At 58.3% G+C, this 24,931-nt stretch carries 23 protein-coding genes; 15 read left to right on the top strand and 8 right to left on the bottom strand.

Going from position 1 to position 24,931, the window contains the following annotated elements; all coding sequences use genetic code 11:
• From ACA055_RS14530 to ACA055_RS14515, 4 genes are all read right to left on the bottom strand, one after another.
• Positions 1-1,830, bottom strand: a complete 1,830-nt coding sequence (locus ACA055_RS14530; RefSeq protein WP_497684267.1) for a transposase — start codon at positions 1,828-1,830, stop codon at positions 1-3.
• Between the two features lie 1,140 nt (positions 1,831-2,970).
• Positions 2,971-3,336 carry a hypothetical protein gene (locus tag ACA055_RS14525; RefSeq protein ID WP_497684266.1) on the bottom strand — a complete coding sequence of 122 codons (366 nt, stop codon included), beginning with the start codon at positions 3,334-3,336 and terminating at the stop codon, positions 2,971-2,973.
• Positions 3,282-3,479, bottom strand: coding sequence for a hypothetical protein (locus ACA055_RS14520; RefSeq protein ID WP_497684265.1), 198 nt, complete (start codon positions 3,477-3,479; stop codon positions 3,282-3,284). Before ACA055_RS14520 ends, ACA055_RS14525 begins: the two co-directional genes overlap by 55 nt.
• Before the next feature lie 358 nt (positions 3,480-3,837).
• Complete coding sequence (locus tag ACA055_RS14515; protein WP_497684264.1) at positions 3,838-4,740, bottom strand: LysR family transcriptional regulator; 903 nt, start codon at positions 4,738-4,740, stop codon at positions 3,838-3,840.
• Between the two features lie 151 nt (positions 4,741-4,891).
• On the opposite strand from ACA055_RS14515, the gene ACA055_RS14510 reads away from it, so the two are divergent.
• Together ACA055_RS14510 and ACA055_RS14505 are read left to right on the top strand one after the other, a co-directional pair.
• Entirely contained in the window at positions 4,892-5,089 is a 198-nt protein-coding gene (locus ACA055_RS14510; RefSeq protein ID WP_020723503.1) for a tautomerase family protein, read from the top strand.
• An 86-nt stretch (positions 5,090-5,175) separates the two neighbouring features.
• On the top strand, positions 5,176-5,529 hold the full coding sequence (locus ACA055_RS14505; protein WP_497684263.1) for a putative quinol monooxygenase: 354 nt from the start codon (positions 5,176-5,178) through the stop codon (positions 5,527-5,529).
• Positions 5,530-5,808: 279 nt separating this feature from the next.
• Here the strand turns inward: ACA055_RS14505 and ACA055_RS14500 are convergent, their stop codons facing one another.
• Entirely contained in the window at positions 5,809-6,123 is a 315-nt protein-coding gene (locus tag ACA055_RS14500; protein ID WP_497684262.1) for a hypothetical protein, read from the bottom strand.
• Positions 6,124-6,271: 148 nt separating this feature from the next.
• On the opposite strand from ACA055_RS14500, the gene ACA055_RS14495 reads away from it, so the two are divergent.
• The 5 genes from ACA055_RS14495 to ACA055_RS14475 all read left to right on the top strand — a co-directional run bounded on the left by ACA055_RS14495 (position 6,272) and on the right by ACA055_RS14475 (position 15,375).
• Positions 6,272-9,169 carry an AAA family ATPase gene (locus ACA055_RS14495; RefSeq protein ID WP_497684261.1) on the top strand — a complete coding sequence of 966 codons (2,898 nt, stop codon included), beginning with the start codon at positions 6,272-6,274 and terminating at the stop codon, positions 9,167-9,169.
• Between the two features lie 120 nt (positions 9,170-9,289).
• Entirely contained in the window at positions 9,290-9,505 is a 216-nt protein-coding gene (locus ACA055_RS14490; RefSeq protein WP_497655936.1) for a hypothetical protein, read from the top strand.
• A gap of 117 nt (positions 9,506-9,622) precedes the next feature.
• Positions 9,623-11,137 carry a TolC family protein gene (locus tag ACA055_RS14485; RefSeq protein WP_497684416.1) on the top strand — a complete coding sequence of 505 codons (1,515 nt, stop codon included), beginning with the start codon at positions 9,623-9,625 and terminating at the stop codon, positions 11,135-11,137.
• A gap of 30 nt (positions 11,138-11,167) precedes the next feature.
• Positions 11,168-12,280, top strand: coding sequence for an efflux RND transporter periplasmic adaptor subunit (locus ACA055_RS14480; RefSeq protein WP_497684260.1), 1,113 nt, complete (start codon positions 11,168-11,170; stop codon positions 12,278-12,280).
• Positions 12,277-15,375 (top strand): efflux RND transporter permease subunit, encoded by a 3,099-nt coding sequence (locus ACA055_RS14475; RefSeq protein WP_497684259.1) that lies wholly within the window; start codon positions 12,277-12,279, stop codon positions 15,373-15,375. Before ACA055_RS14480 ends, ACA055_RS14475 begins: the two co-directional genes overlap by 4 nt.
• Before the next feature lie 118 nt (positions 15,376-15,493).
• Here the strand turns inward: ACA055_RS14475 and ppk2 are convergent, their stop codons facing one another.
• Entirely contained in the window at positions 15,494-16,411 is a 918-nt protein-coding gene (ppk2, locus tag ACA055_RS14470; protein ID WP_497684258.1) for a polyphosphate kinase 2, read from the bottom strand.
• Positions 16,412-16,644: 233 nt separating this feature from the next.
• On the opposite strand from ppk2, the gene pstS reads away from it, so the two are divergent.
• The 7 genes from pstS to ACA055_RS14435 all read left to right on the top strand — a co-directional run bounded on the left by pstS (position 16,645) and on the right by ACA055_RS14435 (position 22,520).
• Positions 16,645-17,676: a phosphate ABC transporter substrate-binding protein PstS gene (gene pstS, locus ACA055_RS14465; protein WP_497684257.1), complete on the top strand. Its 1,032-nt coding sequence runs from the start codon at positions 16,645-16,647 to the stop codon at positions 17,674-17,676.
• 70 nt (positions 17,677-17,746) lie between these two features.
• On the top strand, positions 17,747-18,712 hold the full coding sequence (gene pstC, locus ACA055_RS14460) for a phosphate ABC transporter permease subunit PstC (RefSeq protein ID WP_497684256.1): 966 nt from the start codon (positions 17,747-17,749) through the stop codon (positions 18,710-18,712).
• Positions 18,712-19,605, top strand: a complete 894-nt coding sequence (gene pstA / locus ACA055_RS14455; protein WP_497684415.1) for a phosphate ABC transporter permease PstA — start codon at positions 18,712-18,714, stop codon at positions 19,603-19,605. The genes pstC and pstA overlap by 1 nt, the downstream gene beginning before the upstream one ends.
• Positions 19,606-19,679: 74 nt before the next feature.
• Positions 19,680-20,441, top strand: a complete 762-nt coding sequence (gene pstB / locus ACA055_RS14450; RefSeq protein WP_218232072.1) for a phosphate ABC transporter ATP-binding protein PstB — start codon at positions 19,680-19,682, stop codon at positions 20,439-20,441.
• 100 nt (positions 20,442-20,541) lie between these two features.
• On the top strand, positions 20,542-21,240 hold the full coding sequence (locus tag ACA055_RS14445; protein WP_497684414.1) for a hypothetical protein: 699 nt from the start codon (positions 20,542-20,544) through the stop codon (positions 21,238-21,240).
• Positions 21,240-21,875: a hypothetical protein gene (locus ACA055_RS14440; RefSeq protein WP_497684255.1), complete on the top strand. Its 636-nt coding sequence runs from the start codon at positions 21,240-21,242 to the stop codon at positions 21,873-21,875. The genes ACA055_RS14445 and ACA055_RS14440 overlap by 1 nt, the downstream gene beginning before the upstream one ends.
• 354 nt (positions 21,876-22,229) lie before the next feature.
• Positions 22,230-22,520, top strand: coding sequence for a hypothetical protein (locus ACA055_RS14435; protein ID WP_497684254.1), 291 nt, complete (start codon positions 22,230-22,232; stop codon positions 22,518-22,520).
• Between the two features lie 245 nt (positions 22,521-22,765).
• On the opposite strand, the gene ACA055_RS14430 is transcribed toward ACA055_RS14435, so the two are convergent.
• Both ACA055_RS14430 and ACA055_RS14425 read right to left on the bottom strand, forming a co-directional pair.
• A complete protein-coding gene (locus ACA055_RS14430) occupies positions 22,766-23,143 on the bottom strand; it encodes a hypothetical protein (protein ID WP_497684253.1) in 378 nt (125 codons plus the stop codon).
• Positions 23,144-23,229: 86 nt separating this feature from the next.
• Positions 23,230-23,943, bottom strand: coding sequence for a class I SAM-dependent methyltransferase (locus ACA055_RS14425; protein WP_497684252.1), 714 nt, complete (start codon positions 23,941-23,943; stop codon positions 23,230-23,232).
• Positions 23,944-24,057: 114 nt separating this feature from the next.
• On the opposite strand from ACA055_RS14425, the gene ACA055_RS14420 reads away from it, so the two are divergent.
• Entirely contained in the window at positions 24,058-24,930 is an 873-nt protein-coding gene (locus ACA055_RS14420) for a LysR family transcriptional regulator (RefSeq protein ID WP_497684251.1), read from the top strand.
• Position 24,931: the final 1 nt, after the last annotated feature.

Here is a 24,931-nt window from a genome sequence, read left to right as displayed (position 1 = left end):
TCAGTCTTCCCACTTAAGTTTTTTTCGAGTTTGATCAGAGCTCGGTTCTTTGGTGTTCACCTGAAGCAAATTCCCTTCCCCGCCGTAGGAAAGGAAAGACATAGTTTCCGCGGCCGTAACTTTCTTGGCTACGTTTTGCCGGAGACGCTTGGTCGTAGCCTTAGAATTTTCCACTAACTCATGATTATCCAAGCGAACTTGGTGCAACTCCTCGTCCACCAGTGTTCCCGGGCGACGGTCGCGAGGTCGCGAAAACGCCCAGTACTCGCTGTACGAGACAGGTGTTTTCGTCAGATCAGAATAAGGAATTTCATGATACCGGCCATCTTGGCGCAACCATATTTTTGAAAGGTTCAACGGATTGTACTTAAACGAAAGTCTTGAACCAACGAACCTACTGAGTATTGCCGAAGAGTAAAATGACCTACTAAACTCGACACCCTTTGGTTGCACGGTTCGCATCACACTTGGAAAGAAGTCAAGAGCAAATGTTTGAAAGTTCCCCGGCATAGGGGGTACATAATCCGGCCCCTTCTTGGCCATCTCTGCATCCCAAACCTCGAACGGCGCAAGTCTGTTCAACCCTTCATGAGCACGCCCATGATAGATCGCCACTTCATTTGCGAACCACTCACAAAATGCTGAAAAGGTCATAGCTGAATGCTTGGCAGAGTCGTAGTCTGCTTTCTTCAGTACATTCGAGTAGGTAGTACCTGGCAGAAGATGCACCTTCCCCATCAGCGTACCGATAATTCGCTCAACGTGCCCTCCGTAATGCTTTTTCCCAAGAGGCCGCAGCATGGGGACGATTTTGTAATATTGCAGGGTGGCTTCAAGTTCTGGGCTAGTAAATTCCGCGGCGTTATCCATACCAATTGCACCAGGCACTCCCCAGTACCTGTGGCGAGTATTTTGACCACCACCGAGAGCGATTGGAAAGGTTTGCTTAGGAAAACAGGCAGAAAGCATCGCCATGGCAACGCTGAGTGAGCTAGGCGGATGGAGTGCAAGATAGTAACCAAGAATAATGCGACTCTTAAGTTCGATAACTACCGTCAGCCAAGGCCGCATGAGTGGTCGACCATGCTCGTCGCAGATAATTACATCCACCCGTGTGTGGTCGATTTGCACCATATTAAGTATGGTGTCTACATGAATCATCCCTGGTTTCAGATCAAACTTTTGAAGCATCGGCTCTCTGCCGTGCATAAGGGAGTAAACGGCTTTCTGCCCGAACGATTCAAGCCTTCGCTTCAGAGCATTAAGACTCGGGGTTTTAATACCCATGGAGTGACATTGAGAGTCGACATATTCCCAAAGAGAAGCAAACGCTTCTAACTTTTTAGTCTTATCATTAAGGCGTTTCGAAATTGCTTTCTCCATGATTCTCTCTTGAATATCAGAAAGCAATCGCGAATTTTTTTTACGCCCTCTGACACTTCTAACAAGAGAAACAGCACCAAGTTCTGGGTCATATCTTTTCAATAGACGTCGAGTCGTTGTTTCTGATGAGCCGAGTTTTTCGGCAAGCTCTGTCCGCGAAACTTTCCCCTGGAAGAAGTCGTTAATGTTTTTTGCTCGATCCGAAGCAATAGCCAACTCTTTGGGATTGACTTCTGTTTGTTCCATCCAAATCAAACGGCGATCATTGTATAGCTCATGTTTTTCTTTATCCACCTCAACCAGATTTACCTGAGTAAAGAGCACATCAAAGGAATGCTCACTTTCCAGGCTTTTTAGGGTAATGGCACCGTCAGCGCCACAAGCTATTACTCGATATACCTTTTCCTCAAAGCTAACAATGTTTCCTTCGACGATGGGTTGCAACATAAGGACTCGGCACCGACTGTTTTAAATTCTAGGTACGCAAGCATAGCTCCATGACTACCGAGCTTGTCAACGGTCATTAAATTGGCGTTACGCATCAACTAATTTTGCTTTAGGCACTGAACTAAATTGCATATATTGACGAAGTACTTGAACTAATATTGTGTTAATTGACGCCAAATTTAAACATATTTAATCAATTGACACGCCCGCACTCAGCAATAACCGAGCCAAGCACCTGTGAACCCCGAATTCACGACTCATGGATTATTATTTTATATAATTTTCCGCTCGCCGCCTGAAGTGTCAATTATTCAATATATACAAATAAAATGAATAAAATTTAAGTCCAAGCTCTTGATGTATGAACCGGATTCACGCTGGAGGGGGTATTTCATGAGCCAACCCCGAGTCCATTAACAGCTTTGAAAGAGCTTCTCGACTTGGAATAACCGCCAAGATAATGACACGACTATGTAAACGGGGGTCTGAGACGCCGCATCCGACGGAAAAAAAGGCTAATTATCGAGTCAAAAAAGCTGTTTTACTCATATTGGCAGCGAGCCAGGTCAGTCTATCGGGGCGACTATATCTTAGCCTGCGAGCCGCACTCCACATTCAATGGCATAGCAAGTGGTTATTTAGCCCCTTCGTAGCCAGCGGAGGTTAAACGTCGACGTAATGTGCTCTCCAACACCCTATGGGGCTTGCAGAAGGCTTTACACCGCTCTGACCATCGTTAGCGTGGCATGTATCCAACTTCGTTTCCGTGCACAAGACTGTAGATGAGAGTATTCACTGCCGATTGGAGTCCTCCCTGATACCCCGTGTTAGTAAACGCTCCTTGAGCAACAGCTTTACAAGGGGAACAGGAAGCGATCTTTCTGGACTTTTAGAACTGGCATATTTCTCAAGGCCTCGCGGGCTCAAACCTTTAAAAAAAGCTGCTATAAATCAACAGGTTGGAGCCCATTACCAAAACCAGGATACAGAGGTTATTTCAGCCTCCCCTGCATTTACGGCCTAAGACTGCACTCCTTTTAAAATGATCAAATCCACTAATGCATCTAAGCTTTCGGCCATTTTTAAAAGTCAGAATCGCTAGAAGCCACGGATCCTAAGGGCTTGAGCGTTTAACCACTTTTAAAGGAGGGCCACAAACGGATCCTGAGAACCTTGCGCCTTGTAACAGCCAACCACGATAGCCAGCGTCCACCGCAGCAACCTCATCAGCACTGGATCGGAACATTTCCAACTGCTCGACTCATAGGGATACCGGCTGTTGGTGAACACGTCGCGGTATCTCTCGAAGGAATCTTCCTGGCTGTCCAGGGCCAAGCTGCTACGAATCGCTTCGGGCATCGCATGGAACAACGTCAACAGATCGTGCTTATCAGGCGTTTTACGGCTGGTTTTGTCGACGCTTTTCAGATGTTGGTGAGCCACGGCCAACGCTACAGAGTCGAGTTTGTAGGTCTCGCCGGATGTACCTTGATGTTGGTCAGGCACGGAAATAAAGCCTTGAGCAGGATTTCCATGCCAATCGCCGCATTGACCTGGGCAACGTGCGGTAGGTTCTGCGCATCCAGAATCTCAGCCGATTTCAGGTAGTTATGAGCGCTTTGAAGCATCCAGCTTGGAAAATGACCCATTGCATACTCCTTTGAATGGCCGCCGCAGATGGCTAGAGCCCTTGATTTACGGGGCTTGTTACCGATTACACGTGTGCTTGAAAGATACCGCACATGTTTGGAAGATAACGAACAAGGATGAGCTACCCCTAGATCATCTAGTGAGCTACTCTGCCCATTGATAACTATCAGTTATAATTAATCTAAATACCTGTTTAGTTTAGTTATAACTGATATGGAGTCGAAGATGCTACTGCAGGAGCGTCGTTGTTCTGTTTTGAACCGAACTCCTGACGTCCAGTCAACCACGGATCAAACGCGCCGGCCTTCACGAACACTTCACACGGGCTGCGAGGAACATCTACTGGTGTTGATTGCATCACTGCCAATGCTCACAAAGCTTGACCAGCTCATCGACCACATACCTGACCTTCGGCCGCAGATGAGACACCTTCGGCCACACGGCATGCACATCGACAGCTTCCGGTTCATAAGCTTGCAGAACCTCCACTAGCCTGCCCGCTTGGATATCGTCTTGGAACAGGCTGCGTGGCATCTGGCACAAACCGGTGCCGGCGACTGCGGCGAGAATCATGGCCTCCCCGTCGCCAATTTGATGAGTCGTGGGTGGCGCGTATCGTACGGTCTGCCCCGCCTGCATGACTCGCCACGACAGCGGCTGGCCGCGTCTATGCCCGACAATGCAACGGTGATGACTCAAGTCTTCCAGGGACTGCGGAACGCCAAAGCGCTTCAGATAGTCGGGGGCGGCACAAATCGCCCAGCGTTGTCGGGTCAGCCGCCGCGCCACCAGACCGCTGGTGTCTTGCAGTTCTCCGAAGCGGACAAGCAAATCGATGCCCTCCTCGAAGGGATCAACCAGGTGGTCAGAAAACGTCAGATTAAGTTGCAGAGCCGGGTATTTGTTGGCGATCTCAAACAGCAACGGGGCTACGACCCGTCGTCCGAATGCCACAGGAATGTCTACTCGCAGGCGTCCGGAGGGCTCACCAGCGCCGGGCCCCAATCCGCTCTCTGCAGCACCAATTTCCTCAAGGGCGGCAGAGCACGCCACGAAATAAGCCTCACCATCCGCGGTCAGGGAAATCCGGCGAGTAGTGCGATGAAAGAGCTGTGTACCCAAGCGCTCTTCCAGACGCGCAATGGCTTTGCCCACGGCGGATTTTGACAGCCCCAGGTGCTCGGCAGCCTGAGTGAAGCTAGTCGAGCGCGCGGCCACGACGAACGTGATGACGCCCTGAAACGAATCGATAGGAACCATGCCTGCTCGCCGATTGTAGAGTTTTAGTCTACCCAGATTATAGCTTGAGGCCGTTTATCGCCAGCACACTCAACAGTAGGATGGGTTCCAGAAAGACAACGGTGCACATCACGCACCTCTCTCCAGGTCAATGCCCCAAAAGGACACCATCATGCCCGTCGTACGTGTGAGCTGGTTCGAAGGTAAAGAACACGCACAAAAAGCCGCTGTGGCCGCAGATATCACTGAAAGCATCGTTAAACATACCGGTACTGATGCCAACTACATCTATGTCATTTTTGAAGACGTAGCGGCTTCGGATTGGGCGGGTGCAGGCAAACTGTTTGGCGACGCGCCCGAGAAACCCTGACCGCCTTCAGCACTGTATGGCATCGGCTTGGCCAGCGATGCATCCTCAACTGGCTTTTGATCAAGCCTCTGACGGAAGAGCTATTCATGCACCCACATATCTCCTGCCTGTTCTCCCTCGCGGTAAAGCCCGAAGAGTTTCCAGAGTTCAAGACACTGATCGCGACCATCGTGACAGCTACCCGCAACGAGCCGGGCACACTGATTTACGAATACAGCGTCAACGACGACAACAGCACCGTTCACATCCTTGAACGCTATAACGCCGATGCCGTAGTCAGTCACGTAGACACCACCTTCGCACCATTCGGCAAGCGTTTCCTCGAGCTGTGCACCGTTACCAGTTTGGTGGTCTACGGCACTCCGGATGCAGAAATCCGCAAACGCCTTGACCCGTTCGGGGCGGTGTACATGACCCCTTTCGACGGTTTCAGCCGCTGAGTTCAACGAGGCGCAGGCTCGACGATAACAACCGAGACTGCGCACATCCCCTTCCCTGCACAGAGATCCCCATGTCCGGTATTGCTGAAGTTATTAAGTCCCGAATTTCTGCCAACAGTTACGACACTGAACGTCAGTTGACGGATTAACAAATTGCCGAGCCCAGTGCTGGATGAGTTTTACCAGATCATTGATCCGTACTCGGCTCGTAATCCCTTTAGAAACAGCATGTTACGCTAGCGTAATTACGTATTGTGCCTACTCATGTTGCATCTTGGCTTACGCCGCGGTGAAACCCTGGTGCTGCCGATGACGGCGGCGGGAGGCAATTCGCAAACTTTCTTGTTGTTGTTCATCTCGGGCCCTTGTTGTGATTGAAGTCGTGAGACGCGAGGTCTCATCGTCAGGCAAGATCAAGGTATTCAATATTGAGCGATATTTCATTATTGATGTTTTTGTCATTAATTTTTTGGGATCATGCTCAACCCGCGATGAGCCAAGGGCCGAGCCGAAGTGCGCGGCGTGAACCGAGTTTGCGCGTGTGCCAGTTTCCGACCGGCGACGCTTGGCTTCAGCGCCGATCAGCGTTGTCATTGGAGCAATGGCTCAAGACTGCCGAGGCTGGAGAGCCGTTGATTCAAATGGCTGGTCGACAGGGAAGTCGGGCACACCGGTTTTCAGCATCGAACCCCCTGTGAAGCTTCGCGGCGCACAACCCTGTTTTAGTCTTTAGGAATCAACCGTGGCACGTCCGCAGCCCCACCCAGATCCAGTCTTGCTCTGCTTCTTCGAATTCGAGCTCGACGAGTCCAACGCCTGCTTGTTGCGTAATGGGGAACCCGTTGCAGTGGCACCAACGCCTTTCACGTTGTTATGCGTGCTGGCACGCCAGCCAGGGTCGCTGGTGACCAAGGATGCCTTGCTTGATGCCGTGTGGGGGCATCGGTTCGTCAGCGATTCAGTACTGAAAACGGCCATCAGCGATCTGCGCAAGGTGCTGGGCGACGACCCCAGGCATCCTCGTTTCATCGAGACGGTGTCGCGGCGCGGCTATCGCTTCATCGCCCCACCCTCCTCCACACTTTCGATGCCGCCTGCATCCGCGACGGTTACAGCGACCGGCACACCTTCGTCACCGTCATTCATCGGTCGCACGGACGAGGTCGCGAGGCTGCAAAGGGCCTGGGAGCGGGCCAATGGCGGCCAGCGCGCCGTGGTCTGGCTCGCCGGCGAGCCGGGAATTGGCAAGACGACGGTGATCGAACATTTCCTCGCAAACCTTGGCGATATCGCCTGCGCACGCGGCCATTGCGTGGAGCACTACGGCGCCGGCGAGCCATATCTGCCGGTGCTGGAGGCGTTAGCCGATCTGTGCCGCACCGACCCCACCCTGCCGGCGCTGATGCGCGCCGTGGCACCGACCTGGCTGCTGCAACTCCCGTGGCTGAGTACCACGCAGGAGAAAGACGCATTGAGGCGCGAGCTTGCCGGTGTCGGCCCGGACCGCATGCTCCGGGAAATGGGCGAATTGCTGGACCGCTACACGGAGCAGCGCCCGCTGATGCTGGTGACCGAAGACCTGCACTGGAGCGATCGGGCGACGGTCCAGCTCATCAACTATGTGGCACGGCGACGTGGCCGTACGCGGCTGATGTGGCTGTCGAGCTTCCGCCTCGCCGAGGTGGTTGCGCTCGATCATCCCCTCAGCTCCTTGCGCCACGAACTGCGCCTGCAACGTCTGTGCGAGGAAGTGGTGCTCGACCCGTTCTCGGAAACCGAGGTCGCTGCCTATATTGCGTTGCGTTCGACCTCGCTGGCACGCGATGAAACCTTCGTGCGCGCCCTGCACGAGCGCACTGACGGTGTGCCGTTGTTCGTGTCGTCAATCACCAGTGAAGTGATGGACCCAAAGGACGACAAAGCCACCATCGAAGCAAGGCTTGCGGATCTGGCGGTTCCCGAAAACCTCGCAGCCATCATTGATCACTACATCGCCAGGCTGGGTCCGGAGCAACGTACCCTCCTCTCGGCCGCAGCGGTATGCGGAGTTGAATTCCGAATCGAGACGGTTTCACTGGCCCTCGAGCGAGACCTCGCTTCGGTGGCCCACGCCTGTGAAGACCTGATACGCGAGCAGGTATGGCTCATACGATCGCGGGCCACAGAAGTTGAGGAGACGCTAGAGCCACCCCACTCCTTCCGACATACTCTCTTCCGCCAAGTGCTGTACGACCGCACGCCGCGCTCATTGCGCACCCAACTCCATCGCCAGGTCGGCGCTGCCCTCGAACGCGAGCGCACGACCGGCGTGCCGGTTGCTGCCTCGGAGCTGGCAATGCACTTCGACCGGGCTCGGCAGCCGATGATTGCGCTGCGTTATTACGCCGAGGCCGCGGAAGCCGCACTACTGCACTTCAGCCCGGACTTGTGCATCGGCCTCACTGAGCGTGCCTTGGTCCTGTTGATGCAGGCTCCCGAAGGGACGGAGCGCAATGCGCTCGAAATCACCCTGGCCACGCTGCAAGGAGTTTCGGCTTTCCACATGTTCGGTGTCGGCAGCGAAGCAAAAAGCGCCTTCGAACGTGCATACAGGCTGTTGGCGGATGTCCCCGAACACCCCATGCGCGGTCGTCTGCTGCACGGGTTCGGCTATCTGCTTGGTCTGCGCGGCGACTATGCGTTGGCGCTCGAAGTGGCTGAGCGTGCCGAAGCCCTCTCCTGCGAGGCAAATGATCAAGAGCTCATGCTGGCGGCGTGCATCGTCCAGGGCGAGGTGCATCACCTCCAGGGACGCACGAAAACGACTCGCCGCTGGCTGGAACGCGCCCTCGCGATCGCCGAACCGCTGGACATCGGGACGAACGAGGTTTTTGCGGCTGATCCTCAGGTCATGCTGCACGGCATGCTGGCTATAGAACTCGTGCGTTCTGGTCTGGTTGAGCAAGCCCGAGTCCACAGGCAGCAGGCGCGGGTACGCGCGCAGGCGTTGCGCCAACCCATGACCTGGCTGGTCGCCGCCTGGCAGGAGGTGTTGATCGAGGTGCGGATGGGAAACCACGTGCGTGTAGCCGCGCTGGCTGACGACATGCAGAAGTTGGTCGATGAGTATTCGCTCGCACTGGGGCGAACGGCTTGTCGCTGGTGGCGTGGCTGGGCCGACGCGCGCAACGGTGCACCGCGCGACGGCTACCGTCGCATCCGCGAGGCCTATGAAGAACACACCGGGCTTGGAATGCGCTCCGGTGCCAGCGAGGTGCTCGGCTACGCCACCGAAGCGCTGCTGCTCGCAGGTGATTGCAACGCAGCGCAAGTCGAGCTGCAGGAAGCATTTCGGGTGGGCGCGGAACTGGGCGAGCGCGTCTACCTGCCGCAGCTATTGCTGCTGGAGGCAGCGATCTCGCGAGCACAGGGTCAGCCCGACGCCGGCATCGCTGCGGTGCGGCGCGCGGTTGAAGAGGCTCGCGCCCAGGAAGCATCGTGGCTGGAGCTGCAAGCGCTGGTCGAACTGTGCGAGCACCCTGACGCTACGGCCGAGGACCAACAGGCATTGGCCACGCTGGTTGACCAGTCGCCGGAAACTGACGGAACCGAGCTGGCGAAACGTGCGCGCTCGCTGATTCACGCTGCCAAGCCGGCGTGAAGCGGCGCGATTTCTCTGCGGTAAGGATTACTGTCCCGACCGAAGTCTGACCTTTCGCTTACGACTCGCCCCAGGGGGACGCTTACGCTGTCGTCGAACTTTCTTGCCCCCTGGTCCGCGATGATCCTGAACCCTGAATCCAAATACCCGAGCCGCCGCTCGTACGTAGTGAAGCTGCGTAGCGACGCCGCGCCGGGGGCCCTGGTGGGCCGCCTCGAAAACCTGGTCACCGGACGACAACGCGAGTTTTCCTCCGCCGAAGAACTGCTGGAGTCGATTGCCTCGGACCTCGCGCTGGCAGCCGGCGAGCACATGGCCGATGCCGGCGACGAGTGACGCCTCCACCACGAACGAGCGCTCGATATGGCGACCGAACGGCGACCCTTCGCTGACGACTTCGCGCACACCGAGCCCTACGCTGATGCCACCTCGAATCTTCACGAGTCCAATCCGATGTCGCGACTTCCAACTTCCCATCTGTTGACCCGCAACGGGCAGACGCCCCTGCAATATGCCGAACGCGTGGTCAGCGTCGTCATGGGGGCAGCGCTCGCCGCGTCTGTTGCCCTGGTCTTGAACGGTTGCTCCACGGAGGTGCTCACGCCGTCGGTAGAACTGCCGAGCAACTTCTCCACGAGCACGGCCTCCGAAATGGAACCCGAGGCGGCATGGTGGGAGGTCTACCACGACCCCGTGCTGACGGATCTGGTGCGCCGGGCAGCGCGCGAGAATCGCGACGTCAAGATTGCCGCCGAGCGCCTGCGCGCCGCGCGTGCCGGCGAAACGGTCAGCCGTTCATGGCTGTTCCCGAGTGTCGGCGCATCCGCCTCCGGCAGTGATCGCAGCAGCGGCTACAGCTCGGCCACGAAACAGGGTTATCCGGATACCAAGACCACCAGTGCGGGCCTGGACGTCTCGTGGGAGCTCGACCTGAGCGGCCGCCTGCGCGCCGGCGCAGCGGCGGCCGACGCCGATGCGCTGGCCGCGGAGCACAGCATGCGCGGCGTACGCCTGCTGGTGATGAGCGACGTCGTCAGCAACTACTTCACACTGGTCGGCGCGCAACGCCAGGTCGCGACGCTGCGCGCCATCTCAGCGATGCAGGACGAGACACTGCGTCTGGTTTCCGCTCGCCAGCAGGTGGGGCTGGCATCCGCCTTCGACGTCGAACGTGCGCAGACCGACGCCTTGTCGGCGCGGGCGCAGATTCCGCCGCTGGAAACGCAGGTGGCTGTGTCGCGCCATCGTATCGCGGTGCTGATTGCCGACCAGTCCTTCAATACCGCGAACATCCAGACTTCGATTAGCGATGTGACAGTGGTGCCCGAGGCCAAGCCGGGCCAGCCCGCCGAGCTGCTGCAACGCCGACCTGACGTGCTGGCGATGATGGCGCAGCTCGATGCAGCCAATGCGCGCCGCAAGCAGGCCGCGGCCGAGTGGTTTCCGCGGCTGTTCCTCGATGCCTCCTTCGGCCGCCAGGGCTTGAGCCTGAACGGCGCCGATCTCGGCGTTGCGCGCTTCACCAACGTGGCGGGCCTGCTGGCGATGCCGCTCTTTAACGCCGGGCGCACGCAAGCAATCAATGATGCTGCCGAAAGCGCTCAACAAGAGGCGCTGCTACGCGCCGAGGACGGCATCGTACGGGCGCTCGAGGATGTGGAAAACGCCCTTGTCACGCTTGCGCAGGAACGCCGCCGCTCCGGGTCGCTTCAATTGGCCGCCGCGTCCGCGGAGGCTGCGCAGAACCGCGCCCAGTCGCTCTATAACCGCGGGCAAATCGACCTGTTGCCACTGCTGGATTCGCAACGGGCGCGCCTGGCGGCACGCCTGAATTCCAACGAAAGCAACACCCGCCTGCTGCTCGACAGCGTGCAGCTCTACAAGGCACTGGGCGGGGGCTGGCAGGTGTTCGAACAACCCGCCAACTCAACCGCATCCGCCAAAGCCGACCGGCCACCACTTTCCTAAGTATCTGTCGTTTTCCAAAGAGGAACCGTCTTGAAGAATTCCCTTACTGCGGCCGGCGCCTTGGCCGTCGCCGTCATGCTGTCCGCGTGTAGCCCCGACCAGCCCACCGTGCAGGCGCCACGACCGGTGCGCACCGCTGCAATCAGCTACGACAATGCCCGCGACATCAGTCGCTATGTGGGCACCGTACAGTCGCGACATGAAGTCGACCAGGCCTTCCGCGTGGGCGGCAAGGTAGCCCAGCGCAAGGTCGATGTAGGCCAGTTTGTGCGTGAAGGCGACATCTTGGCTGTGCTGGATGACAGTGACTACCGCCTCGCTGAGGAAGCATCGCGACAACAGTGGTCGGTTGCCGTCGAGCAGACGCGCCAAGCCGACTCGGACCGCCAGCGCCTGACCGCGCTGAAGGCTGACGGCTCGGTCAGTGCGGCCGACGCCGAGCGCGCGCAGACCAATGCCCAAACCGCGCATGCGACCGCCGAGGCCGAGGCGCGAAAGCTCGAACTCGCGCGCAACCGGCTCAAGTACACCGTGCTGCGCGCCTCGCGCAGCGGCGTCGTCACGGCTGTCCGCTTTGAGGCCGGACAGGTCGTACCGGAAGGGCAACCGGTTGTCTTGATCGCGAATCCGGGCGAATCCGAGATCGTCATCGACGTGCCCGAGGATCAACTGGCCGTCTTCAAGGACGCGCGTTTCAAGGCCTCGCTGGCCAGTGCGCCGAACGAGATCTTCGATGTCACGTTGCGTGAGCTGTCGCCACAGGCTGCAGCACAGACGCGCACCTATCGCGCGCGGCTCAAGCCGTTGCAGGCGCTGCCGCTGGGTGCCACCGCCACCGTGACGGCCGAGCGAGTCATGACAAGTGTCACTGTGGCGGCAGTGCCAGCCACGGCATTGACGCAGAGCGGCGGTCAGCCGGCGCTATGGGTGGTCACGCCCACGGGCAAGGATCCGGCAGGCATCGTCGAACTGGAGCGTGTGGCCGTTTGGGGCTATCGCAACGACGAGGTGCTCGTCTCCGGGCCGCAGGCTGGCGTATTGGTCGTCACCGCCGGCGTCCAGAAGATGACGTCCGGACTGACGGTCGCCCTCCCCGGCACGGCGATCGTTGACGCGAGTACCACGCAGCAGGCCACCCGATGAACAACTTCAACCTCACCGACTGGGCGCTGCGCCATCGCGCCATCGTCCTCTTCATGCTCCTCATTGTCGCAGCAGCCGGCGCCTTCAGCTTCACCAAGCTCGGCCAACTCGAGGATCCGAACTTTTCTGTTCCGTCCATGACCGCCATGGTCATCTGGCCAGGCGCCACTGCCCAGCAGTTGCAGGACCAGGTCCTCAACCGTATGGAGAAGAAATTCGAGCAGATCGACAACTTCGAGAAGGTTGTCACCTACGCGCGCCAAGGCTACGCAGGTATGACGCTCACCGTGCGCGGCGGCACTTCCAAGGCTGACCAGCGAGAAGCCTGGTACCAGGCGCGCAAGAAACTCAACGACCTGAGCCTCGAGATGCCTGACGGCGTGATCGGCCCGATCCTGAACGACGAGTACGGCGACGTGTATGGTCTGATGTACGCAGTCAAGAGCGATGGCGTCGGCCAAGCTGACCTGTCGGACGCGGCCGAGGACATCAAGCGCCAGATGCTGAAGGTGCCGATGGTCAAGAAGATCGATGTCATCGGCAAACAGGCCGAGCGTGTCTACGTCGAGTTCTCGCATGAGCGCCTGGCTGCGCTGGGCATCACACCGCTGGCCATTGCCGAAAGCCTCAAGAGCCAGAACGCCATGGTGCCCGCCGGTCAGATCGATACCCGCGGCGACCGCGTGATGGTGCGCGTGAGCGGCCAGTTCGCCAGCGAAGCGGCGATTCGCAACGTGCCCATCTCTGCGGGCGGGCGGCAGATCAAGCTCGGCGACATTGCGACCGTTACACGTGGCTTCGAAGATCCGCCCACCTACACGGTCCGTCACAACGGCCAGCCCGTGCTGATGCTCGGCATCACGATGACCAGCGACGGCAACATCGTGGACCTTGGCAAGGCGATGGACACAGCCGTCGCCGGGATCCAGTCGGAGCTCCCGCATGGCGTGGAACTGGAACTCGTGGCCGACCAGCCCACCACGGTGAGGGATGCAATCCTGGATTTCGGGCGCGCGCTGGCCGAGGCGCTGATCATCGTGATCGCGGTGAGCCTGGCCAGCCTGGGCTGGCGCGCCGGCCTCGTGGTCGCGGCCACGGTGCCGCTGGTGCTAGGCGGCGTAGCGCTGGTGATGTTGGCGATGGGTTGGAACCTCGAGCGTATTTCGCTCGGCTCGCTGATTATCGCGTTGGGACTTTTGGTGGATGACGCCATCATCGCCATCGAGATGATGGTGGCGAAGATGGAAACCGGCATGGACCGCGTAAAAGCGGCCGCCTTCTCCTATCAGTCCACCGCGATGCCGCGCCTGACCGGCGCACTCATCACGGTCGTGGGCTTCCTGCCGATCGGCCTCTCAAAATCCACCACCGGCGAGTACGCGGGTGGCATTTTCTGGATCGTTGGCGCCGCGGTGCTGTTCTCGTGGATCTGTTCCGGCATCTTCACACCGTACCTGGCGGTCAAGATGCTGCCCAACGACTTGGGCACCCACCAGCACGGTGATCCGCACGACACGAAGTTTTACCGCAGCCTGCGCCGCCTGATCGACACCGCCATCGAGCGTCGCTGGGTGGTCATCGGTGCGACGGTTTCCGCTCTGGTACTTGCTCTGGCCTGTATCAAGCTCGTGCCGCAGCAATTCTTCCCCAACAGTTCGCGCCCTGAACTGGTCATAGACCTGCGCGTCAAGGAAGGCTCCTCGTTCGCCGCGACGACCGAGCAGGTCAAGCACATGGAGGAGATCCTGGCGAAGGACGAAGACGTGCGTTTCTATACCGCCTACACCGGCGCCGGCGCGCCGCGCTTCTATCTCTCGCTCAACCCCGAGCTACCCAATCCTGGATTTGCCCAGTTTGTTGTGATGACTAAGGACCTGGATGCACGCGAGCGGGTACGTGCGCGGCTGGTGGCCTCGGCTGACCAACAATTCCCACAGGCGTGGGTGCGCGTGACCCGGCTCGAGTTGGGACCACCTGTCGGCTACCCGGTGCAGTTCCGCGTCGTAGGCCCCGATACCCAGGTGGTGCGTAAGATCGCCCGCGACGTGGAGAAGGTAGTTGCGTCCAACCCGAAGGTGCGCGACCTCCAGCTCGACTGGAACGACCCTGTGCGTACGCTGAAAGTGGAGCTTGATCAGGACAAGGCGAGCGCGCTTGGCCTCACGCCGGCCGACGTGTCGCTGGCGACCCAGACCGTGATGAACGGCGCAACCCTGTCGCAACTGCGGGAGCGCGAGGACCTGATCGACATCGTGGCCCGTGCCGTGCCAGAGGAACGCTTGAATCTCGACACACTGAAAAACATTAACCTTTACACACGCCAGGGAACTGTGGTGCCGCTGTCGCAGGTCGCACAGGTGCGCTCAGAACTGGAAGAGCCGGTACTGTGGCGCCGCAACCGAGACATGGCGATCACTGTGCGTGCCGACGTGAAGGATGGAGAGCAGGGTGTATCGGTGACGCAGGAAATCCAGCCGTTGCTTAAGGACATCGAAGTCAAGCTGCCGACCGGTTACCGCATCGATGTGGGAGGAGCAGTTGAGGAAAGTGACAAGGCCAACAAGGCGTTACTCGCGGTGGCTCCGTTGATGTTAATCACCATCCTGCTGTTACTCATGCTGCAACTGCAGAACTTCTCCCGCATGTGGATGGTGATGCTGACCGCACCGCTGGGCCTGATCGGCGTGGTGCCGGCGCTGCTGGTGTTCCAGTCGCCGCTGGGCTTCGTTGCGATCCTGGGCATCATCGCACTGGGTGGCATGATCATGCGGAACGCGGTGATCCTGATCGATCAAGTACAAATCGAGATCGCCGAAGGGCGAGACCCGTGGAATGCTGTGCTGGATGCCGCCATTCACCGGGCCCGTCCGGTGATGCTGACGGCGCTGGCCACCGTACTTGCAATGATCCCGCTGACGCGCAGCGTGTTCTGGGGGCCTATGGCAATTGCGATCATGGGCGGCCTTACGGTGGCAACGGTGCTGACGATTTTCTTCGTCCCGGCGTTGTACGCCGCATGGTTCAAGGTGGGTCGCCAGAAGACCGCTGACGCTCATCAGTTACAGGGGGACGCCACGTTCGCTTCTGACTTATAAATGCCGGGGCACTGTGCCCCGATTTCACCGCAATTAGAAGGCTTGCGAGGCGGTCGTTTAGGCTATCCGGCTTCGAATGCTGCTCTCCAATCGAAGGGCGCCCCGCTCCAGCCTCTCTTTAATAGACTTGAGGAACGATGAGTTCCGGTGGCGTCGGACTGCGGGAGTAATCCTCCTGTCTTACGCGTTGCGGTAGTTCGATCACCGGTAACTCTACTTCTTCATAGGGCATCTGCCCGAGCAGGTGGTGGATGCAGTTAAGTCTTGCTTTCTTCTTATCATCGGCTTGCACCACCCACCATGGCGCTTCGGCGATGTGGGTGCGTTCCAGCATCACTTCCTTGGCCTTGGTATAGGCTTCCCAGCGCCGACGGGACTCCAGATCCATGGGGCTGAGTTTCCACTGCTTGAGCGGGTCGTGAATGCGACTGAGAAAGCGCAGGTGCTGTTCCTGGTCGGAAATGGAGAACCAATATTTGATTAGCTGAATGCCGGAGCGTGCAAGCATTCTTTCGAACTCTGGCACGGTGCGGAAGAACTCTTCGTACTGATCGGCGTTGCAAAAACCCATCACCTGTTCGACGCCTGCGCGATTGTACCAACTACGGTCGAAGAGCACGATCTCACCCGCTGCTGGCAGGTGTGAGACGTAGCGCTGGAAATACCACTGAGTACGTTCGCGGTCATTGGGTGCAGGCAAAGCGGCAACCCGACACACGCGAGGATTGAGCCGTTGGGTAATGCGTTTGATGACACCACCTTTGCCCGCAGCATCACGACCTTCGAACAGAATGACTACTTTGTGGCCTGTCTTTACCACCCAGCTTTGCAGCTTCACCAATTCGCCTTGCAGGCGGAATAGCTTGCTGAAATAAACTCTTCGAGCTTCCTTCTCACTTCCTTCCTCTACCTGCTCATCGAACAGAGCATTCAGGTCAGTGCCGTCTTCGGATAATTCCAGTTCCAGCTCTTCGTCACTGTGATCAAGCAGCTCACGGTGGATGCGCTGTATCAGGGTGTCTTCGGTTGATAGCATGGGAGCAACTCGCGTCGGGAAGGGCCTGAGTCAGTGTTAGTCGTACTTTGTTACGAAGTAATTACAAAAACTTTTGCTTCAAAGCAGGCTCGTATCAAGGGCGCTACGGGTGCAAGGCGATATCGAGCTGGCAGACAAGTCAGTCAGCGGGATCTTGTGCCATCCGATTTTCATAAAAGCGTAACAAGATTGTTGCAGAGTTCCGGAGCCCGCTATCACAAGGAGTTCCTTCGATGAAAAATTTGATGAAGTCTGCTGCGCTCGCCATTACGGTTTCTCTTTGTGCAACCTCAGTGTCTTTCGCTGCAGAAAGCGTTCGCCTGACAGGTTCCGGCGCCAGTTTTCCGGCTCCGATTTACCTCACTTGGTTCAAGGATTTCAGCAAGAAAACCGCTGGCGTCACCGTGGATTATCAATCCAAGGGCAGCGGTGCAGGTGTGCAGGACTTTCTGAACAAAACCGTTGATTTCGCCGCCAGCGACTCGGCGATGAAAGACGAGGACATCGCCAAGGTTGCCGAAGGCGCGCAATTGCTGCCGATGACTGCGGGTGAAATCGTCCTGGCCTATAACCTGCCAGGCAGTCCTAAAGGGCTGAAATTGCCGCGCGATGTTTACTCCAACATTTTCCTGGGCAAGATCACCCAATGGAACGACCCGCAGATCGTCGCGGCCAACCCGGAGCTGAAACTGCCTGCTACACCAATCACCGTTGTCGTGCGTGCAGACTCCAGCGGTACCACCGCGGTATTCACCAAGCACTTGGCGGCAATCAACCCGGCGTTCAAGCAGGAGCTGGGTGAAGGCAACACCGTCAACTGGCCAGCCAGTGACAAATTCATCAAATCGCCTAAAAACGATGGCGTGACCGCTACCGTACGCCAGACCCCAGGCGCCATTGGCTACATCGAGTACGGCTTCGCCAAGCTGGCCAAGGTCGACTTTGCCCAATTGCAGAACAAGGCCGGTCACTACGTTGTGCCGAATGCCGAGAGCGGTGCCGAGGCTCTGGCTGCGGTGAAGATGCCTGAAAGCCTGGTAGCCTGGCTGCCTGATCCGGATGGCGCCAAGTCCTACCCGATCACTTCCTACACCTGGATGATCTTCCGCAAGCAGAACGAAAGCCCGGCCAAGGCCAAAGCCATGCGTGAAATGGTCGAGTACAGCCTGACTGAAGGTCAGAAAATCGCCGATTCGTTGGGCTACATCCCCCTGCCGCAATCAGTCGTCGATCAGGTTCGCAAAGCTTCCGCCAACATCCAGTGACGCTCGCGAGACCTCTCGGCGTGTGCTTCCAGCCTCGCCGAGAGCGTTCTCCCCTACGCCGGAACAGCCCATGAACAAGCCATTTGTCGTACCGGTCAATCCGGATTCCGCCTGCCGTCCACCGTCTGCAAAGGATTTTCTGGTTGATCGCACCTTCCGCGCACTGGCGCGCATCGGTGTGGTTCTCGTTCTGGCGCTGGTCTTTGCCTTGGTGTTCGAGGTGGGACGCAAGGCACTTCCGGGCATGGAGAAACACGGTTTTGACGTCCTTTTGGGGACCGTGTGGGACGTGAACCAGGGCAAGTACGGCATTCTGCCGGCCATTTGGGGCACGCTCTACAGCGCCTTCATCGCCTTGATGATCGCAGGCTTTTTCGGCGTCAGCATGGCGATTTTCCTGACCCAGGATTTCCTGCCCGCGAAACTGGCGGCGGTTTTTCGCACCATTGTCGAATTGCTCGCGGCCATTCCCAGCGTCGTTTATGGCCTGTGGGGCATCTACGTGGTGATCCCGGCCATTCGTCCCCTCACGAATTGGCTGAACAGTGAACTTGGCTGGATCCCCTTTTTCGGCACGACCTTGAGCGGACCGGGACTGTTACCTGCCGCGCTGGTACTTGCCATCATGATTCTGCCGACCATTGCCGCCGTTTCGCAGGATGCCCTCACCGGTGTTCCGATGAAAACCAAGCAGGCGGCCTATGGCATGGGCACCACCCACTGGGAAGCGATTCTCAAGGTCATGGTGCCCTCCGCTGCCACCGGCATTTTCGGCTCGCTGGTGCTGGGTCTGGGCCGGGCCTTGGGTGAAACGATGGCCCTGGCCATGTTGGTAGGCAACTCGAACAATATTTCCCTTTCTCTGTTTGCACCCGCCAATACGCTGGCCGCCTTGTTGGCGCTGAATTTCCCCGAGGCGGGACCGACCGAGATTGAGGTTTTGATGTATGCCGCACTGGTCCTGATGATGATCACCCTGATCGTGAACATCATCGGCTCCATGATCATGGTCTATGCCCAGCGTGGTACTAAATGATGACTGACCTCACGTCCACCTCCAACGCGCTGCCAAGCCTGCAGCGCAAATTCGAAGGCCGCGCCCTGCGCAGTCTGGTGCTGACCACGCTGGTCTGGGCTGGCGCCCTGCTGGCCAGCGTGCCCCTGATTTCCGTTCTTTACATGCTGATCACGCGGGGTGGTGCCCGCCTCAGCCTTGAGGTGTTCACCGAACTGCCGCCAACCGGGTTCGAGACGGGCGGCGGATTCGGCAACGCGATGGCGGGCACCTTTGTCATGGTCGGTATCGCGGCTGCAATCGCGGTGCCGGTCGGCATCATGGCGGCCATCTTTCTGGCTGAACTGGGACCGGACAGCAAGCTGGCCAACGCCGCGCGCTTCGCCGCCAAGATGCTCACCGGTCTGCCATCGATTCTGGCCGGGGTTTTCGCCTACGCCCTGGTGGTGATGACCACCGGTACCTACTCGGCACCGGCGGGCGGCGTGGCACTGGCCGTACTGATGCTGCCTATCGTCGTGCTCACCGCTGAAGAGTCGATGCGGATGGTGCCCAAGATCATGAAGGATGCCGCCTACGGCATGGGCTGCACCCGATCGCAGGTGATCTGGAAAATCGTGTTGCCTACCGGCCTGCCGGCGATCCTGACCGGCGTAATGCTGGCGGTGGCCCGCGCCGCTGGCGAAACCGCGCCGTTGCTGTTTACCGCCCTGTTCAGCAACTACTGGATCTACCACGACGGCAACCTGGCGGTGATGAATCCGACCGCGTCTCTGGCCGTACTGATTTACAACTTCTCCGGCATGCCGTTCGACAATCAGCTTGAGCTCGCCTGGGCGGCATCACTGGTGTTGGTGATGATCGTGCTGATCGTGAATATCGTCAGCCGTATTTTCGGCAAGCCAAAGTTTTGAGAAAGGGAGCAAATAGTGTGAATGTATTATCTGCGCAAAAAGTCGCTCCGCTCGAGGCCCAGGTACCTGTGGTCATGGACTGCAAGCTGGACAAGATTTTCTACGGCAACTTCATGGCGGTACGTGACAGCCATGTGCCAATCGAAAAAAACAAGATCACCGGATTCATCGGCCCCTCCGGCTGCGGCAAAAGTACGGTGTTGCGCAGCCTCAATCGAATGAATGATCTGGTGAAAGGCTTTCGTTTCGAAGGCCATGTGCATTTCCTCGGCCAGGACGTCTATGGCAAGGGCGTCGATCCAGTGGTCGTGCGCCGCTATATCGGGATGGTGTTTCAACAGCCGAACCCGTTCTCGATGAGCATTTTCGATAACGTTGCGTTTGGCCTGCGCCTCAATCGCTATCAGGGCGACCTGGGTGACCGCGTCAAGCACGCCTTGCAGGGCGCCGCGCTGTGGGATGAAGTCAAGGACAAACTCAAGGTCAGCGGCCTGTCCCTCTCGGGCGGCCAGCAGCAACGACTGTGTATCGCCCGCGCCATCGCCACCGAACCGGAAGTCCTGTTGCTGGATGAGCCGTGCTCGGCACTCGACCCGATTGCCACCCGCCGTGTCGAAGAGTTGATGGTCGAGCTGAAGAAGGATTACACCATCGCGCTGGTCACCCACAACATGCAGCAGGCCATCCGTGTCGCTGACACTACGGCATTTTTCTCGGTGGATATTTCGCAGGGCACGCGTACCGGCTATCTGGTTGAGATGGGACCGACCGCCCAGATCTTCGACAATCCGCGTGAGCAAATGACGAGCGATTACATCAGCGGAAAATTCAGCTGACCAACAACCGTCCGGTCACGACCGAATGCAGCCAAGGGCCAACGACATTGGCGTGCATTCGGTCGCTTTACCCTCCCCACCTCTTTCATCAGGATTGCCAATGTCTGCGAAGCGTCGTCTTGATTTGCCAGCGATTGAACGTGCACTGCGTGAGGTGCAAAGTCGTTTTGCTGAGCTCAGCAGGCACTTCACCGAACCGCGTGACCCCTTGACGGACGAAGTGCTGCAGAACGTGCTGGATGGCTATGCGCTGATTGACGACTACATCGCACGGGGTGTCGACCTGTTTGATCTTCAACAGTTGAATCTGATGCTGGAAATCAACGCCACGGTGCTCTGCGGCCGAGACCCGGCTCGCCGGCTGGAATACGCTCAACACCTGGCGGCCACCGAGCAACACTTCTTCAACAATGTGGAGGGTGGAATCAAAGACTTGTTCAATTGGTACTGCGCGTATCGCAGTGAATCAGTCTGGAAGCGTGCAGCCGGCGTGTATGTGCGCATCCTCAGCAAGCCGCAATTGTTCATTGAAGGAAACAACCGCAGTGGGTCGCTCATCGTCAGCTATTTGCTTATGCGCGCAGGTTTGCCGCCGTTCGTGCTGACGCTGGAAAACGCCGAGGGCTACTTCAACCCATCCTCGGTCATACGCAACTCCGCCAAGCATGGAGTCAAGGCGTTGTACGAATTGCCCAAGATCAAGAAAAAATATGCTGCCTTCCTGGAAGAACAGGCGCCTGATCCAATGAAGTTTTTTCTCAAAGACAAGCCCTTGCCCGTCCATCAGGGAGGCCGTTGATGAGCTGGTATCCAATGCTCGCTAAATGCCGAACTTCCGGCAGCCGGGTATGGCAAGCCATCCAGTGTACCATCCCGATGCCCGTGTTCAGGCGTCCGCGCATACGGATTTCGTTCGATATCGATGACACGCTGGCCTGCCAACTCCACCACTGCGCAGTCGAGAAAAGCCGGCTGCCGGCCTGTGTCCACCGTTGGCTGGGTGAGCCGTTGCGTATCGGAACACGCTCCCTGACCCGAGAGTTACGTCGCCAGGGCTGCAGTATCTGGGTCTACACGTCGTCGGGTCGCACGCCGTCCTACATCCGGCGTTGGCTATTGCTTTACGGTATCCGCGTCGACGGCGTGGTCAACAGTGTGCGGCATAACCGTGCCCTGACGGTGCATGGGCTGTCGAACGCCCCCTCGAAATTTCCGCCAGCATTCGATATCGACTTGCATGTCGATGATTCCGAAGGCGTGCGGATTGAAGGTGATGACCACGGTTTTCGCGTGGTTGTCGTGCATCCGGAAGATGAGCGCTGGGCGCAGAGAGTCTTGGATGCAGTAGCTGAAGTCCAGGCGCAGCTAGCTTGGCAGCAACCGCTCAGACACAAGGACCCAGCGCAACAACGCTCGGAAGCTTTTTTCTCCTGATTTTTAGTACATCTGAAATATTTAGATCGCTCGCAGCGGTATCCGGCTTCAATGGTTGGACCCGCCAGTTCGCTCGCAGAGGATCACCAATTCACACTGCGCGTAGTTGAACTCAATTGGAATTGATGCAAAAAATAGTCAGTACGAGGTAGTCTTTGGCCCTCTGCCTGCACCTACAGTCCTTAAGAACGGGGTTAGATGCAGCTTCCGCACGAAGCGCCGAAACTGTAGGTTTTGTTAATTAATGCGACTGCAATGCGCTGGAGGCCGAGTTTTCTCGCTTCGAACTGAGGAAATAGTTGCGATTAGTTATGGAAATAGATGCGACCAAGTCCAGAAACGCAGGTAATAAGCGTGACTATCCTAAATGGAGATTTTGAGCCGTTACGGACGCGAGCTGAAAATACACCCTATTCCTCAAAACAGCAGCGTGGCGAACCGACGCCGCATTTCATCCTTAACCTGCCGCGCCTCGGCCAGGGCCCGCATACCCTGCTGGTGCGGGTGCAGAGCGGTTCGGCGATCAGCCTGCCGATGCAGCTGGTGGCGGCCGAACAAAGTCCGCTGCTGCTGGCACACGTCTGGCTGCAGTGCGGCCTGCTACTCGGGGCTTTGCTCGGCTTTAGCAAGCGGCTGAAATGCTGATGGGTAGATTCAAAGAAAAACTCTCAAGCTGAAACCTGTTGCGCAAACCGAAGAAATAGTAGAGGCAAATGCAGGAACAATCCTCTTATGGCATCACCATCTGCAGTGGTTGATGGCTGTTAGTCATCCATACACATGATCTCGGGTGATGCTGCCTATCGCAGCTATTGGATCGCTCCGAGCCCATCGGCGACGCCGCCGGTCAGCGCTGGGCCGCGCCAGTGCTGACCGGTAGAGATTGGCAGTTAGCAGCGCCCGGCGGCCTGCAGCAGGGCATTGCACGTGCCGCCGGAAGTATTGCTGCGCTGCCCGCTAACGGCTGGGGTGCCCGCCATGGTGGTGCAGATGGCGTCCGAATGGGGCGTCTGGCCAAAGCTCATGGCCTTCTGGAAGCCGGTGGCCGAGTACATGTAGCAACGGTAAGTGCCGCCGTCCTTGGTGTTGACGGTGTAGTTGATGCGCCCGCCGGTTTCCTCGCTGCGCTCGGTGATGGTGAACTGCCCAGTGGGTTGGCCGATGGCCTGGGCCGTGCGTTGTTCCAGGCCGCCTTGGTCGATGGTGGCGGCACAGCCGGACAGCAGTAGCACAGCTGTGGTCAGGGCGGTGATAGGGCGAAGGTACATGGCAAGCTCCAATGTTTTCAGTGGGTGCGACATAGGGACGGACCAGCAGGTCCGGGTGGTGAAAATCGTCAATTACAGCGGGCTATTCAGGCGTTGATCACGCGGTCATCGGGCTTGCGCGCCACGATAAACACCCGACAATCTTTGCCTTTACTGCCATGTCGCTCGACGGAAAGGATTTCCAGACCTTGCTGAGTCATGGCAGCCTGCAATTGCTCGGCGCTAAAGCACAGCACATGGGGTGCCTTGCCCAGTGCGCGCATCAGCGGCAGCACCAGTTTGGGTATCAGTGGGTTCATCTCACTCAGGCAGGGCGTCTTCGAGATCAGCAAACTGCCTGGCTTCAGAGCATTCACCGCCAAGCGCAAGGTGTGCGGCAGGTCCGTCAGCAGATGCAGCATGTTGAATGCCAGTACGGCGTCGTAGGCGTGCTGTTCGGTTAGCGCTGCATCGGCGTTGGCTACCTTGAATTGCAGGTGGGGCAGTGGCTGGCTGGCGAGCTTTTCGCCTACAATAGCGATCATCTGCTCAGCCGCATCGGTGGCCACTAGCCGGCGTATTCCAGGGGCCAGGCGCAGGGCGGTGGTGCCCGTACCGCAACCGACTTCTAGCACCTCATGCTCCGCACTCAGCAGCGCTTGCACGCGCTGCAACGTCCGTTCGTAACCGGCCATGTCAGCAATCGGATCGTTCGCGTATTTGCGCGCAATCCTGTTCCAGAAGCCTGCCTTGCTGGCCACGGCAGCAGAGGTTGCGGCTTCGGCGCGGTGGTCGCTGGTGGAGGTGATGGGTGAGTGCATGGGGACGCGTCCTGTGCGTAGATTGCGGGCGAAAGCCAACATCAGTGCGGATGCTATCCTTGCGAATCACTACGGGGTATTGCGATAAATTGCAGACAACATATACATTTACGTATGGATAAGGTCGACTGGAATCAGTTGCGGGCCTTTCTCGAGACGGCGGAAACCGGCTCGCTGTCGGCGGCCGCACGCAAGCTCGGGCAGTCGCAACCGACCCTCAGTCGTCAGGTCGCCGCCTTGGAACTGGCGCTGGGGGTGACGCTGTTCGAGCGGGTCGGCAAAGCCATGGCGCTGACCACCACAGGGCTGGAGCTGCTGGAGCATGCCCGGGTGATGGGCGCGGCGGCGCATGAGCTGGGTTTGGCCGCGACCGGGCGCTCGGAAGATGTCGAGGGGGTGGTGTCGGTGGCCACCAGCGACGCCGTGGCGGCGTACCTGATGCCGAAGATCCTTCTGCATATCCGCCAGGCTGCCCCCGGCATTCTGGTTGAGGTGGTCGCCTCGGACGGCTTCAGCGATCTGCAGCGCCGCGAGGCCGACATCGCCATCCGCCATGTCCGCCCCGAGCAACCGGAACTGATCGGCCGCTTGGTCCGGCAGAGTTCCGCCTGCTTCTATGCGTCCGAGAGCTGGGTGCGTGAGCATGGCTTGCCGCGTACGGCTGAAGAGGCGGTGCAGCACGACTTCATCGGTATGGACCGCGCTGGCCACTACCTGCGCCACTTGCATGCTCACGGCCTGCTGCTGAGCAGCGCGAACTTTCGCAGTTACGCAGACAACTCCGTGACCTACTGGGAAATGGTGCGCCAGGGCCTGGGTATCGGCGCGATGATGGAGGAAATCGCGCGGAAAACCCCGGGCGTGGTTCGCGTGCTGGAGGATTTCGCCCCCGTGCCGCTGCCGATCTGGCTGGTCACCCACCGCGAGTTGCGCACCGCACGGCGTATCCGCATCGTCTTCGATCTACTGGCCGAGGTCCTGGCGTAAG

Source organism: Pseudomonas sp. LBUM1657 (assembly GCF_059716075.1).
The sequence above is the reverse complement of the archived record's forward strand: the minus strand, read 5'-3'. Positions and strand labels throughout refer to the sequence as shown.